Raw genomic sequence first — 13,823 nt, 5'->3', positions numbered from 1 at the left:
AGCCAGCAAATTGCTGGCTTATTTCTGTTATTTATTTTGTTGAGCTTTGGAGTCTAAGCTCACATCTTTGATTTCAACATAGGCATTTGCACGAAGTTCACGCATCCAGCTATCAACCTCGGTATCAAACTGACGTTCACCAAGAATTTGACGAGCCATACGTTCTTGAACTTCTTTGGTCATGTCTTGTTGACGCGTATCGCTCACTTGCAGAATGTGCCATCCAAACTGTGTTTGGAATGGTTTGCTGACTTGACCAACAGGTGTGTCTTTCATAACTTGTTCAAATTCAGGAACCATGGTGCCTGGGCTTACCCATCCTAAGCTACCGCCATCACGTGCAGAGCCAGTGTCGTTTGAATATGTTGCAGCTAGAGTGCCAAAATCTTCACCAGCTTTAGCACGATTATATAAGCTGTCGATCATTTGTTTAGCACGATCAAGGCTAACAACTTCTGATGGCTGAATCAGGATATGACGTGTTAGATATTGAGGCACAAGCGCTTTTTGATCATTTTGTTTGCGATCAAGTAATTTTAAAACATGTACACCATCACGAACATTAATAAGTTCAGTGGTTTGACCAACTTTCAATGGCGCAATTCGTGCAGATAGTTCAGTTGGTATTTCTGATAATGAGCGGAAGCCCATATCAGCACCATCAACAGTTACCGTAGAAGTAGAAAATTTAGAGCTAATTGCTTTAGGGTCATCATTGCTGGCTAAAGCTTGCTTAACTTCTTTTGCTATTTTTTGAACTTCTTCAGTGTTGTCACCTGAAATCCGCATGTGAATTACATGTGCTTGTGTTCCAAGTGCAGCTTGACCTTCAGGTGAGTTTAAAAAGTTTTCAACATCGTGATCGCTAATTTTAATACGCGACATTACTTGTTGTTGGCGTAAACGACCAATCGAAAGATCTTCTGCAATGCGGCCGCGTAGACTCTCGTAGGTACCTGGCGCAATCGCATCTAATTTTTGTTGGAATGCTTCTAGGCTATTTGCACCTGATTGATTTGCAACTTTTAGAACAGCCGCATTTAAACTTTTCTCATCAGGTTTAATGCCATATCGTTTTACTTGCTCTAACTGAGCTTGACGAACAATAAGCTGGTCTAGAACCTGCATTTGCAAATATTGTAATGGGGGAACAGTTTTGTTTTGTGCTTTAAGCTGGTGTTCTGTTTCTGCAATCCCTTGTTCTAAATCACTTTTAAGAATGACACTACTATCAACAATTGCAACAACCTCATCCGTAGGTTGTGCAAAGCTTTGCATTGATGAAGAAATTAGGGCAGCTAGAACAGTGGCTCTAAAGATATGTTGAAAAGATTTTATCTTCATTAACGTTGTGTCCAAGATTGATTAATTTTGTTGAAACCCAAAACTCTATTTTCTAACAGAGATGCAAGTTTGTTGTTTAAAGCACCTAGCCCTTTAAGAGTAAACTCCGCCATGATGGCTTTCTTTCTATGAACGTCAGGAAGATTCGGATCATCCAAGTCGTTGTAGTAAGAACGGCCATAAACAGAAACTGCCCAACAGCAAGACTCATAATTTACACCGAGTAAGTATTCGCGCATTAAATTATTATCTAAATCATATTGAGCGTGACCCATAATACGCCAATTATCTTTTACGGGTTGTATAAAGGATGCAACAGCTTGGTCGTATGCATCTTGGCGATCTGGAATATTTTTACGGTAGAAATAACCAAGGTTATAGAGATTACCTTTATCACCTACAAAGTAAGCTTGAAAATCTCGTTGAGCATTATCACCATTCTCCATCCATGCTGAATTCGCAGCAATAGTGAAGTTTTGGTTGAGTTGGCTAGATAAGCTTACAATAGGGCCGGTACGACGTTGTTTGTCGAATTCATCTGGCTCTTGATTTAGTGTTACGCGTCTATCACTAAAATAATAACTCTGTCCAATACTCGCTTTGATTCGCTCTAAGCCTTCGGTGTCCAATAGGCTATATGTTACGCCTAAGGACAAAAAGTTATTGTCATCTAAGCGGTCATGTCCGTAGAAGCGATAAGGGTTGAAGAGTTGATCATAACTAATTGAAGCTGTTGTTGAGTCAAAGTTCGGGTAATCTTCTTGGTTTTTGTAAGGTGAATATGCGTAAAAGGCACGTGGTGAAATGCTTTGTAAGTATTTACCGTCTTTTTCGAATGTTACACCTGTTGCAAAAGTAAATTGTGGAACCACAACTGACTTTTGTAAATCATCAGATCCACGATTTACTTGGGCGTCCTGATCATAATAAGTGTTGATGCTTCTTACAGAAACTTCAGGAATCGCATAGAACCAAGATGGGGTTAAGTAGTTATATCGAACTGCAAATTGGTTGTAGATACGTGTACCACTTGATTCTAAAGCGGAGCCATCATTAATTGATTTCTTGAAGTACGCTGTATCATTATTAAATTCATATTGAAGACCTTGAGGGTCACCAGTAACGTAATTTAATAAGAATTGTGGAAGACGCGCATAAGGTTTATCTGCATCTTTAATTGTTTCATCCAGTGTTTGGAAGTCTTCGACTTTCAATTGTGCCTTAAGCCCAGGAATACCATTTTGGTAATTTAGCTCCCATGCGCGACGTAAGTTCAAATCCGTTTTTGAATTTGGGCTTGTATTAAAGTCAGAGAAATAATCTTTATCAGAAGCGTGGTTGTATTCTAGGTTTGTAGACCATTGATCATTTATTTTCCAGTTATGTAGAAAATGTAAATCTTCACGATCTTTGTTGTCATATTGATTATCTGTTGGTAAATAACCACCCCAAATACGACCAGAACCAAAGTTTTCAGTCATGTATCTAAATTCGGCATCTAACTTAACACCACGCTTACTCATGTAGCTTGGTGTTAACGTTAAATCATAGTTTGGTGCGAGGTTTAGATATACTGGAACTGTGAGTTGAGCGCCACCATCATTACTATAACCAAAGTTCGGGTTTAAAATACCAGTTGTGCGGCGATCATCAATCGGGAAGTTAAAGTAGGGTACAGCGAGAACTGGAACATCCTTAACATATAACTTTGTACCGCGAGTTACACCTCGGCCTGTATCTTGATTCAACTCAATTTCTTTAGCTTGAATTCGCCAAGCTGGTTTCTGCTCGGGTGGGCAAGCCGTATAGCTCGCATCTTTTAAAATAACAAGATTTTCATTCGCACGTTTGATCTGACTTGCATGGCCATGTGCATGTTGTTGTTCAGAAATATAAAAACTATTGTTTAAATCGCCAGTTTGGGTCTTTAAGTTATAGTTAATTTGGTCACTTTGCGTTAATAAACCTGATTGTGCAAGCTGAACACGACCTTGTGCATTTGCATATGTTTGAGTTGAATCAATCGTCACTTGATCTGCACGAATGGTTCGTCCTTCTTGGTCGATTATAACGTTGCCTTGTAGGACTGAATCACCTTCAGGATTGTAGTGGCCATAGTCAGCCGTGATGACAGAGGTTGTGCTACTTGCATCAACAGCTTTGGTTTCGGGGTTAATCGGTGTAACCCAGGTTCCTTGGCAGAAAGAAGAGCTTAAGTAACGGTTATCACGTAACTGTGCTTCTGGTGCAGATTTATCAACGTAATACTGTTGAAAAAACTTTTGACCAGGAAAGCTTTCTTGGTCTTGTTGAAGTTTAGCTTTAAGCTGGGCATTGTCTAAAGTCGAGACATGAGACGAATCTGTTGCTGCGAAACTTGATTGAATCGAGCCGCCACACAAGAGTGTCAAAATAGCAGTTGCTAAAGGATTAAATTTAAACTGATGTTTCATTGTCTCATTAACCAGTACGCTAATTCACAATTAATTATTGTCGCATCATAGAGAAAAAGTTGATAAGTGGCTACACTTAAGCTTTCAAAATCTCAGCTAGTTTTAGATTTTATTGCAAATGAATACACAACGTGAACAATTGATACAAACTTGGCTTCAAGCCACTCTCCAATCAGATCAATTTGAGATCAGCTTTTTGGCAGGAGATGCGAGCTTTCGTCGTTACGCACGAGTTAAGTTACAAAACAAAACATATATGCTTATGGATGCGCCGCCTGAAAAAGAAGATTGTGTTCCATTTGTGACCATTGATGAGTTTTTTGACAAGCATGGTGTGCGTGTTCCGCATATCGTTGCAAAAGATCTCGATCAAGGACTGTTGCTGTTGGAGGATTTTGGTGATGTGGTTTTATCTACATTGTTAAATGATACGACGGTAGATCAATATTACGCTCAAAGCTTTAAGCAGTTAATTGAATTGCAGCAGATTGATGCTAAAGAATATTTACCAGAGTATTCATATGACAAACTGATGTCAGAAATGCGTTTGTTGACGGACTGGATGTTACCATCATTGAATATTCAGCCTTCTGAACAGCAGTTAGAAACAATTGAGCAAGCATTTGATTTCCTAGCTGTAGAGGCAACTCAGCAACCGCAAGTCATTGTGCATCGTGATTTTCACAGTCGTAATTTGATGAAAATTGAAAATGAACAAGAATTAGGGGTGATTGATTTTCAGGATGCTGTGATTGGCGCAGATACTTATGATCTGATTTCCATTACGCGTGACGCCTACGTGCAGTGGAATGCTGACCGTGTCTATGAATGGTTTGGAGTTTTCTATAACTTATTGCCAGCAGCGGCGAAAGAAAATCGTAATTTCGAACAGTTCAAGCGTGATGCGGACTTAATGGCAATTCAACGTCATTTGAAAATTTTAGGTATTTTCGTTCGTTTGTTTGAGCGTGATGGAAAATCGGGATATTTAAAAGATTTACCGCGTGTAATGTGGTATCTGCTAGAAGAAAGCCAAGGTTATGATGAACTAAATGATTTTATGCAGTTTATCCGTGATGTAGTTATGCCAAAGTTTATTATCAAATATGGTGACTATGAGGTTGCAGCATAATGAAAGCAATGATTCTAGCTGCTGGTATGGGCAATCGTATGCGTCCGCTGACCTTGAACACACCTAAACCTTTACTAGAAGTTGGTGGTAAACCATTAATTGTTTGGCATATTGAAAAGTTACAAAAGATTGGTGTAACTGAAATTGTCATCAATACAGCATGGTTGGGTGAAAAACTTGCAAATACTTTGGGTGATGGCTCTCAATTCGGTGTCACGATATTATGGTCTCATGAAGGTGAGGGGTTGGAAACGGCAGGAGGCATCATTAATGCTTTACCATTGCTAGGAACTGATCCTTTTATTTTGGTCAATGGTGATGTCTGGACAACAATGGATTTTTCTACATTGTTGGATGTTGATTTAAGTGATAAGCAAGCACACTTGGTGTTGGTTGATAACCCGCCACAACATACCAAAGGCGATTTTATTCTAGCGAATGATTTGGCTTACACTTTTGAGCAAGATCAACTCGGTGAAGCACTTACGTATAGCGGTGTTGCTGTATTAAAGCCAAAAATGTTTGTGGGTTTAGAAAATGGCAAACGACCGTTAGCACCTTTACTTAAACAAGCGATGCAACAACAACAAGTTTCAGCTGAAAAAATGCAAGCAATTTGGGTTGATGTAGGGACACCAGATCGCTTAGAACAACTTGATCAGCAAATCAAACAAGGTGTAATCTGCTAATAAAATTAATTTTTGTCACTCTTTGATTTGTATAAGGAAAGACAAAAAACTGATGGATTGTGCAGTTTATCATGAACATAGATGTTTAACTGCATAATCGTTCAACAAGTCCTACTGTGTCTTGTATCAGAAATCGGTATACTGCACAGCAAATTTATCGAGATGTTACACCGTTATGCATCCTTTTTTTCAAGAATTAAAGCAAGGTAGCCAAGCACTAGGTTTAGATCTAAGTGAAGAGGCTTTAACTCTCTTATTGAAATATCAAGATGCACTCGTGCTTTGGAATAAGGCTTATAACCTCACGGCCATTCGCGATCCAAAAGAAATGTTGGTTAAACATTTATTAGATAGCTTAAGTATTTTAAAAGATTTGCCAAAAGGTCGTTTGTTGGATGTTGGTACGGGTGGTGGTATGCCCGGCATGATCATTGCATTATGTCAACCAGAGCGTTCATGTGTCTTATTGGATTCAAATGGAAAAAAGATTCGTTTCTTGAAGCAATTTATTGCTGATTTAAAACTAACAAATGTAATTGCAGTTCAAACACGTGTTGAAAATGAAGATAGCATTGGTGAACTTGGTCAGTTCGATGTCATTACAAGTAGAGCCTTTGCATCTCTGACAGATTTTGTAAATGCTGCACAGCGGTATATGCATCAACAAAGCATTATCGCGGCGATGAAAGGTCTAATCCCAACGGATGAGGTTGAACAAATGAAGGATGAATATTCTTGTAAGGTTGTTGAGCTTCGTGTACCGAGATTAGATGAACAACGTCATTTACTTTTACTTCAACGTATTCAATAAAAAATATTAAGGGTAATCATGGCTCAAATTATTGCGATTGCAAACCAAAAAGGTGGTGTAGGGAAAACCACAACAGCAGTGAATCTTGCTGCGTCTTTGGCGATCTTAAAAAAACGTGTCTTGTTAGTCGATATGGACTCGCAAGGGAATGCCACCATGGGGTCTGGTGTTCAAAAGAATGATTTACTTTATTCTGTAACTGATGTGCTGTTAGGCGAGGTGCCAATCGAAACAGCAATTCAAAAAGCTGAAGTAGGATATAAAGTTTTAGGTGCAAATCGTGAACTTGCTGGTGTAGAGCTTGCAATTGCTGAGCAAGAAGGGCGTGAGTTCATCCTGAAAAATGCTTTGAAGGAAGTCGAGTCAGCATTCGATTATATTATTGTAGATTGTGCACCAAGTTTGAGTCTAATCACCGTGAATGCCTTGGCGGCTGTGAATGGTGTTATTATTCCAATGCAATGTGAATATTATGCTTTGGAAGGTTTAGCAGATCTAACGCAAACAATTGATCGTATACAAAAAGCCCTCAATCCAAACTTGGAAATCGTAGGGGTATTACGTACCATGTACGATGCACGTAATGCATTGACGCGTGATGTTTCGGCTGAATTAGAACAATATTTTGGTAAGAAACTTTATGACACAGTTATCCCAAGAAATATTCGTTTAGCTGAAGCGCCAGCGCATGGTTTGCCTGTTATCTATTTTGAGAAAAGCTCAAAAGGCGCAGTTGCATATTTGAATTTAGCAGCAGAAATGTTGAAGAAAAGTAAAGTGAAAAAAGGAAGTGCGGTATGAGCATCAAAAAACGCGGATTGGCTAAAGGTCGTGGTTTAGATGCGCTGTTGGGTTCAATTCAAAAAGAAAAATTGCAACTTGAAGCACAAGCCTTAGATCATGGTCAACTCAAGCAAATTGATGTTAATTTATTAAAACGTGGTGAGTATCAGCCACGTCGTTTTATCCAAGAACAAGATTTACAAGAGCTTGCATCATCAATTGAAAAGCATGGTGTAATGCAACCAATCGTCATCCGTCCAGTTGATGATGAACAACATCCTTACGAAATCATTGCAGGTGAACGTCGTTGGCGTGCTGCCCAACTCGCTGGCTTAGCAGAAATTCCTGCGATTGTACGAGATCTAAATGATCAGGTTGCAATTGCTTTAGCGTTAATTGAGAACATTCAACGTCAAGATTTAAATCCGATTGATCAAGCGCTTGCACTACAACGTTTCCATGATGAATTTGGTTTAAGCCATCAGGAAATTGCGGATACTGTTGGCAAAGCTCGTACTACAGTAAGTAACTTATTACGTTTGTTAAGCTTGGCTGATCCAATTAAAGATTTTATGCAGCAAGGTCAAATTGATATGGGGCATGCCCGTGCCATTCTAGCTTTGAAAGCAAAAGATCAATTGGAAGTCGCTAAAATCGTAATTGAAAAAGATTTGTCAGTGCGTCAAACTGAACAATTAGTTCGTGAGTGGAGTGAACCAAAACCCGAAAAGGAAAAGGTGCAAGTTTCTCCTGATATTGAGCATTTAACTCAGAGACTTTCAGAGCGTTTCGGAGCAAATGTGAAAATTGACCATAATCAAAAAGGCAAAGGGAAAATGGTCATTCATTACCACTCATTGGATGAGTTGGATGGTATTTTGAATATTTGTTTACCTAACTAATATTTAGGATGCGTCCTGTTATATTTTAAATATTATTGGGGAATAATATGTGGGAACTCGTAAAGGCTGGCGGTTGGTTAATGCTGCCTCTCATTCTCTCATCAATTTTTACGGTTGCGATTACATTAGAGCGTTATCTTAGATTAAAGCGCTCACAAGTTTTACCACAAGATTTACTTGTAAATGGTGCTGATTTAGAAACACTTGTTGCTAAGTTAGAACAAGAACAGGCAATGCGCAGTCCATTAGGACGAATCCTAAAAGCTGGTTACGATCATAGGGATCAAGGTGAACAGTTTGCTCGTGCTCAAATGGAAGCAGCAGCATCTCAAGAAATTACTCATCTAGAAAAGAATATCAATTTTCTCGGTACACTAAGTGCAATTGCACCGTTACTTGGTTTGTTGGGTACTGTATTAGGTATTATTGAGTCATTTCTAGTGATCGATGTTGGTTCAGCAGGTAATGCAAGTACAATGATGCCAGGTATTTCTAAGGCGCTAATTACAACTGCTGTGGGGATGCTTATTGCAATTCCAGCGATGATTGCTTATCGATATTTCCAACGAGTTGTTCATGAGTATGTTGCTGAACTCGAGCAACAATCAACTTTGTTTCATGCAGCACTTTTCTATAAAAAAGTACCACATGTTCAAGAACATCGCCGTGCAAGCTAAAGCATAGGTGATCTCATGAAATTTAAACGTTCTCAAGTTGAAGATATTCATATTAATTTGACACCAATGATTGACTGTATGTTATTTATTTTGGTGTTTTTATTACTTTCAACGACTTTTAGTCAGCAAAGCCGTATAAATCTAACATTGCCAGATGCTCAGGGTGTTCCACCTAAACAATTCGATCATAAAATTGAAATCATGGTAGACTCCACAGGGCATTATTCCGTGAATGGTCAAGCATTATCCTCCAAAGATGTTGCTGATCTCAGCACTGCAATTAAGCAAGTTGCACAAGACCGCAGAGATTTTATGTTTATTATCGCGGCGGATGCTAAGGCAACTCATCAAGATGTAATTCGAGTTATGGATGTTGCAGGCCAATTAGGTTTTGTAAACGTCAATATCAGCACAAAAGTTCCAACTAGAGGTTTCACCGAGTGAATCAAGATTTTAAGGTTTATGTTCGCCTTTTAGCTTATTTAAAATCTTATTGGGGCGTAGCCTTATTTGTATTGATCGGTTTTGGAATCAACGCTGCTACAGAAGTTTCTGTTGCGAAACTTCTTAAATATATTATTGATGCTATACAAAATGGTAGTCGTGAAAACTTAGATTGGTTTCCAGTACTCATCGTTTTGTTGATGTTTTTTCGTGGTGTGGGTTTATTCCTTGGTGGGTACTTTACAGCGGTTATTTCAAGACGATTGGTATTTAGTATTCGTCAAGAAGTTTATGCAAAGCTATTAAGACTCCCTGCACAGTATTATTTAGATAATACGTCAGGTCATATTAGCGCTAAGTTGATGTACAACGTTCAACAGCTGACTGCCGCATCTTCTGATTCATTACAAACTTTAGTTAAAGATGGCTTGATCGTCATTGGTCTATTAAGTTATTTGCTTTACACCAATTGGCGTTTAACACTTTGTATTATCGTTTTCATGCCTGTGATTGGAATTCTTGTTCGTGTGGCGGCTAAACGTATGCGCAAGCTGTCTATTCAAGTTCAAAACACGATGGGTGATGTAAACCATGTCGTGCAAGAAACGATTAACGGTAACTCTGTTGTAAAGAGTTTTACTGGCGAAGCATTTGAACAACAACGTTTTTATAAATCATCTGAAGAGAACCTTCGTCGTGGTTTAAAAATGGTTGTTGTTCAAAATATTAACAGTCCAATTGTTCAATTGATTCTGTCGTGTGCGATGGCTGTAATTCTTTGGCTGGCTTTGAGACCACAAGTGTTTGGTGACACCTCTGCAGGTGAATTTGTTTCATATATCACTGCTGCTGGTTTAATTTCAAAACCAGTTAAAAACTTAACTGATATTAATGAAAAATTACAGCGTGGACTAGCAGCGGCACATTCTGTTTTTGAATTACTCGATTTACCTGAAGAAGAAAACAACGGTCAGCTTAAACCTGAGCTAAAGGGTAATATTCGCTTTGATCAAGCAAGCTTGCAATATGAGGATGGCACGAAAGCGATTAAAGATTTTTCTTTAGATATTCGTGCAGGGCAAACAGTTGCGCTGGTCGGACGGTCGGGTGCAGGAAAAACTTCTCTAGTAAATATGTTACCTCGCTTCCAAGAGTTGAGCAGTGGGCAAATTTATTTTGATGATATTCCCGTAAAAGATATTGAATTACTTTGTTTGCGCTCACAAATTGCGATGGTGAATCAGCAAGTTGTACTTTTTAATCGTTCAGTTCGTGACAACATCGCTTATGGTCAATTACAAGATGCAAGTGATAAGCAAGTAATTGCTGCGGCGAAAGCAGCTTATGCACACGACTTTATTATGAACCTTCCTCAAGGCTATGACACTATTTTGGGTGCGCAGGGTCTAAACTTGTCTGGTGGTCAGCGTCAGCGTCTTGCAATTGCGAGAGCTATTTTAAAAGACTCTCCAATTTTAATTTTGGATGAGGCTACGAGTGCCTTAGATAACGAATCTGAATATTTTATCCAGCAAGCATTTGATGAGGCAATGCAGGGCCGTACTACGATTGTGATTGCACACCGTTTATCTACTGTTGAAAATGCTGATTTGATTGTGGTGATGGATAAAGGACAGATTGTTGAACAAGGTACACATGCAGAATTACTTGCAAAAAATGGTATGTACTATCAGTTGCATGAACGTAATTTTGAGGAAAACTAAGGATGTCTTTAGCGCAACATATACAGGATGCTTGGAATAAACAAGCCTCATGGTTAATTGTGTTGCGTCCATTGTCATGGTTGTATCGACTCGGATTTAATCTGAATAAATCTCTGTATAAATCTGGCATTAAAACTGTTTATAAAGCGCCAGTACCAGTGATGGTGATTGGTAATATTACTGTAGGCGGTAGTGGTAAAACACCTTTATTAATTCAGTTGGTTAAGCATTTACAACAGCATAATATCCGCGTTGGCGTGATCAGTCGTGGTTATGGGGGGCAAGGGCCTTTCCCAGCATTGGTTAATCGTTTATCAGAACCAGATACTGTTGGGGATGAGCCAGCATTGATTGTACAGTCTACCAGTGTGCCTATGGCTGTTGGGCCTAATCGCCAAGCCTCTATAGAGTTGTTATTGCAATCTCATACATTAGATTTGATTATTAGTGATGATGGTCTTCAGCATTGGGCACTTGATCGTCAGATTGAATGGATCGTGCTAGATCAGAATCGAGGTTTGGGTAATGAAAGATTATTACCTGAAGGTTATTTGCGTGAACCAAAAGCTCGTTTATCGCATAGTACTGTTATTTACCATACCAAAGCTAAAGCTGCTCAAGTTTCCAATAATATGCATTTACAAATAGGCTTGCCTTATCTGTTAAATAAAAATCTTGATTCTGTTTTGTTTGACCGAGAAAAATATTTTAATGCTGTCGTAGGAATAGGTTTTCCTGAACGTTTTTATCAAACATTGAGTCAAATTGGCGTGATTCAGTACCAAGCACATGAATTTCCAGATCACCATGATTATGAGATTTCAGACTTAACTTTTGATAATCAGGATGCAATCATTACGACTGAAAAAGATGCTGTGAAATTTAAGGCATTATTATCACAAAACCCTAATTTTAATATCCCGATTTGGGTTGTTCCTGTTGAAGCAGTTCTATCATCCGATTGTTATGAGTTGTTGAAACAACAATTACAACAAGTCGGTATTCAATTTTTTTAGAGCACTATCATGAAACATATTGTTATTCCTGCTCGTTTTGCGAGTTCACGTTTGCCAGCGAAGCCATTATTACTAATTCATGGTCGTCCAATGATTTTACGTGTGGTGGATCAAGCTAAAAAAGTAGCAGGGTTTGATGATTTGTGTGTTGCTACGGATGATGAGCGAATTGCAGAAGTTTGTCGTGCAGAGGGGGTAGATGTTGTATTAACAAGTGCGGATCATCCTTCTGGTACAGATCGTCTCAGTGAAGTTGCTCGTCTAAAAGGCTGGGCGCAGGATGATATTATTGTCAATGTACAAGGTGATGAACCATTATTACCTGCACAACTAGTACAACAAGTATCTCAGCTCTTGGTTGATAATCCACAATGTTCGATGTCTACTTTGTGCGAGTCGATCCATAGTCTGGATGAGTTTCACCGTGATAGCATTGTAAAAGTTGTCATGAGCAATCGTAATGAAGCATTGTATTTTAGTCGAGCAACTATTCCTTATGATCGTGATGGTGCAAAAGAAACAGAAGCTAAACTACATGATCAAGCATTTCGTCATTTAGGCTTATATGCCTATCGTGTGAAGTTACTACAAGAATATGTAACTTGGGATCAAGGTAAGCTTGAAAAGTTAGAAAGTTTAGAGCAGCTACGTGTATTAGAGAATGGTCATCGTATTGCAATAGCCGTAGCTGAGGCTAACTTACCACCTGGCGTAGATACGCAAGCTGATTTAGATCGTCTAAATGCAATGCCTGTAAGCTTATTTGAATAATATATAATGGTCGATTTACATCCGATGATTTATCCTTGGCATGAACAAACTTGGGAGCTGTTAACAACACGTTTTCCCGATATTGGGCATGGCTTACTTTTCTATGGCAAGGAAGGCTGTGCAAAACGAGAGTTTGCACAACGTTTTGTCGCTTGGGTGCTGTGTTTAAATAAAAAAGCTCAATCAGCGTGTGGTGAGTGTAGTAGCTGTCAGTGGTTGAAATCGGATACACATCCTAATTATGTTCACATCACAACAGATGAAGAAAATAAGAAACAAAATGCGAAAATAAAAATCGAAAAAATTCGAGATTTACTTCCATTTGTTCAACAAACCGGTGAGGGCTGGCGTGTGGTTGTGATCGAACCAGCTGAAGCACTCAATATTGCATCCTCTAATGCTTTACTAAAAACATTGGAAGAACCTGGTGAGCGCGTTGTTCTTATTCTGTTAGCAGATCACTATTTAAAATTACCGGCGACGATTCGTAGTCGTCTACAGCATTTTGCTTTAGATCGTTTAACGATTCAGGATGCTCAGCAGTTTGTTCAGCAGCAATTACCAGATATTTCCGCAGAGCAAGTTTCATTGCTACTAAATTTGGCAAATGATATGCCATTAAGCGCAATCGAACTTCAACAAAGTGAATGGCTTTCTAAGCGAAGTAACTTTTTAAGTGATTGGCTGAAACTAGTCTCTGAAAAAAATATGCCTTTGAACTATTCTGCTAAGTGGTCTAAAGAGCTGAATTTCTCAGAGTTTGTCACCATGTTTGAATATCTGCTAGGTGATTTGATTAGTTTGAAGCTCAATCAATCAACGCGTAACTATGATTTGGATTTTCAAGCATTAGCCGAATGCTATGATTTAGAAAAACTTTTTGAGATTTATAGTGATTTACAACATAAAAAGCTGATGGTAGAGCAAAATGTTCAAACTCAATTGGTTATGGATGAGTTATTTATCCAACTTATGAATGTTTCCTAGAATGATTGTGTTATGAGTTGTTAAATAAGAACAGAGCATAGGCTCTGTTTTTTATTTCACTAGATGTGTTATGAAAAATATGTGTTTAAT

General features: G+C 38.6%; 13 protein-coding genes. 11 read left to right on the top strand and 2 right to left on the bottom strand.

Translation table 11 applies throughout. The features are described 5' to 3' along the window. Positions 1 to 27: 27 nt before the first annotated feature. Together F959_RS10415 and F959_RS10410 are read right to left on the bottom strand one after the other, a co-directional pair. Positions 28 to 1,344 (bottom strand): peptidylprolyl isomerase, encoded by a 1,317-nt coding sequence (locus tag F959_RS10415; protein WP_004879919.1) that lies wholly within the window; start codon positions 1,342 to 1,344, stop codon positions 28 to 30. Next, entirely contained in the window at positions 1,344 to 3,797 is a 2,454-nt protein-coding gene (locus tag F959_RS10410) for an LPS-assembly protein LptD (RefSeq protein WP_004879916.1), read from the bottom strand. The genes F959_RS10415 and F959_RS10410 overlap by 1 nt, the downstream gene beginning before the upstream one ends. Before the next feature lie 118 nt (positions 3,798 to 3,915). Between F959_RS10410 and F959_RS10405 the strand changes: the two genes are divergently transcribed. The 11 genes from F959_RS10405 (at position 3,916) to F959_RS10355 (ending at position 13,733) form a co-directional block, all read left to right on the top strand. Beyond that, entirely contained in the window at positions 3,916 to 4,929 is a 1,014-nt protein-coding gene (locus F959_RS10405; protein WP_004879915.1) for an aminoglycoside phosphotransferase family protein, read from the top strand. After that, positions 4,929 to 5,618 carry an N-acetylmuramate alpha-1-phosphate uridylyltransferase MurU gene (gene murU / locus F959_RS10400; RefSeq protein WP_004879912.1) on the top strand — a complete coding sequence of 230 codons (690 nt, stop codon included), beginning with the start codon at positions 4,929 to 4,931 and terminating at the stop codon, positions 5,616 to 5,618. The genes F959_RS10405 and murU overlap by 1 nt, the downstream gene beginning before the upstream one ends. Before the next feature lie 175 nt (positions 5,619 to 5,793). Continuing rightward, positions 5,794 to 6,429: a 16S rRNA (guanine(527)-N(7))-methyltransferase RsmG gene (rsmG, locus tag F959_RS10395; RefSeq protein WP_004879910.1), complete on the top strand. Its 636-nt coding sequence runs from the start codon at positions 5,794 to 5,796 to the stop codon at positions 6,427 to 6,429. Positions 6,430 to 6,447: 18 nt separating this feature from the next. Beyond that, positions 6,448 to 7,230, top strand: a complete 783-nt coding sequence (locus F959_RS10390; protein ID WP_004879909.1) for a ParA family protein — start codon at positions 6,448 to 6,450, stop codon at positions 7,228 to 7,230. After that, positions 7,227 to 8,114: a ParB/RepB/Spo0J family partition protein gene (locus F959_RS10385; RefSeq protein WP_004879906.1), complete on the top strand. Its 888-nt coding sequence runs from the start codon at positions 7,227 to 7,229 to the stop codon at positions 8,112 to 8,114. Before F959_RS10390 ends, F959_RS10385 begins: the two co-directional genes overlap by 4 nt. A gap of 47 nt (positions 8,115 to 8,161) precedes the next feature. After that, positions 8,162 to 8,791, top strand: a complete 630-nt coding sequence (locus F959_RS10380; RefSeq protein ID WP_004879905.1) for a MotA/TolQ/ExbB proton channel family protein — start codon at positions 8,162 to 8,164, stop codon at positions 8,789 to 8,791. Between the two features lie 15 nt (positions 8,792 to 8,806). Next, on the top strand, positions 8,807 to 9,235 hold the full coding sequence (locus tag F959_RS10375; RefSeq protein ID WP_004879903.1) for an ExbD/TolR family protein: 429 nt from the start codon (positions 8,807 to 8,809) through the stop codon (positions 9,233 to 9,235). Further along, a complete protein-coding gene (msbA, locus tag F959_RS10370; protein WP_004879901.1) occupies positions 9,232 to 10,959 on the top strand; it encodes a lipid A export permease/ATP-binding protein MsbA in 1,728 nt (575 codons plus the stop codon). The genes F959_RS10375 and msbA overlap by 4 nt, the downstream gene beginning before the upstream one ends. A gap of 2 nt (positions 10,960 to 10,961) precedes the next feature. Next, positions 10,962 to 11,975 (top strand): tetraacyldisaccharide 4'-kinase, encoded by a 1,014-nt coding sequence (gene lpxK, locus F959_RS10365; RefSeq protein WP_004879898.1) that lies wholly within the window; start codon positions 10,962 to 10,964, stop codon positions 11,973 to 11,975. A gap of 9 nt (positions 11,976 to 11,984) precedes the next feature. Beyond that, the gene (gene kdsB / locus F959_RS10360) at positions 11,985 to 12,746 is read left to right on the top strand and encodes a 3-deoxy-manno-octulosonate cytidylyltransferase (RefSeq protein WP_004879897.1); all 762 of its coding nucleotides are present in this window, start codon (positions 11,985 to 11,987) and stop codon (positions 12,744 to 12,746) included. 6 nt (positions 12,747 to 12,752) lie between these two features. Then, complete coding sequence (locus F959_RS10355) at positions 12,753 to 13,733, top strand: DNA polymerase III, delta' subunit (RefSeq protein WP_004879894.1); 981 nt, start codon at positions 12,753 to 12,755, stop codon at positions 13,731 to 13,733. Positions 13,734 to 13,823 lie beyond the last annotated feature (90 nt).

This window comes from Acinetobacter venetianus RAG-1 = CIP 110063 (assembly GCF_000368585.1).
In the GTDB taxonomy this organism is placed as follows: Bacteria; Pseudomonadota; Gammaproteobacteria; order Pseudomonadales; family Moraxellaceae; genus Acinetobacter; species Acinetobacter venetianus.
Note: the sequence above shows the minus strand (reverse complement) of the source record. Positions and strands in the feature narration are given on the sequence as shown.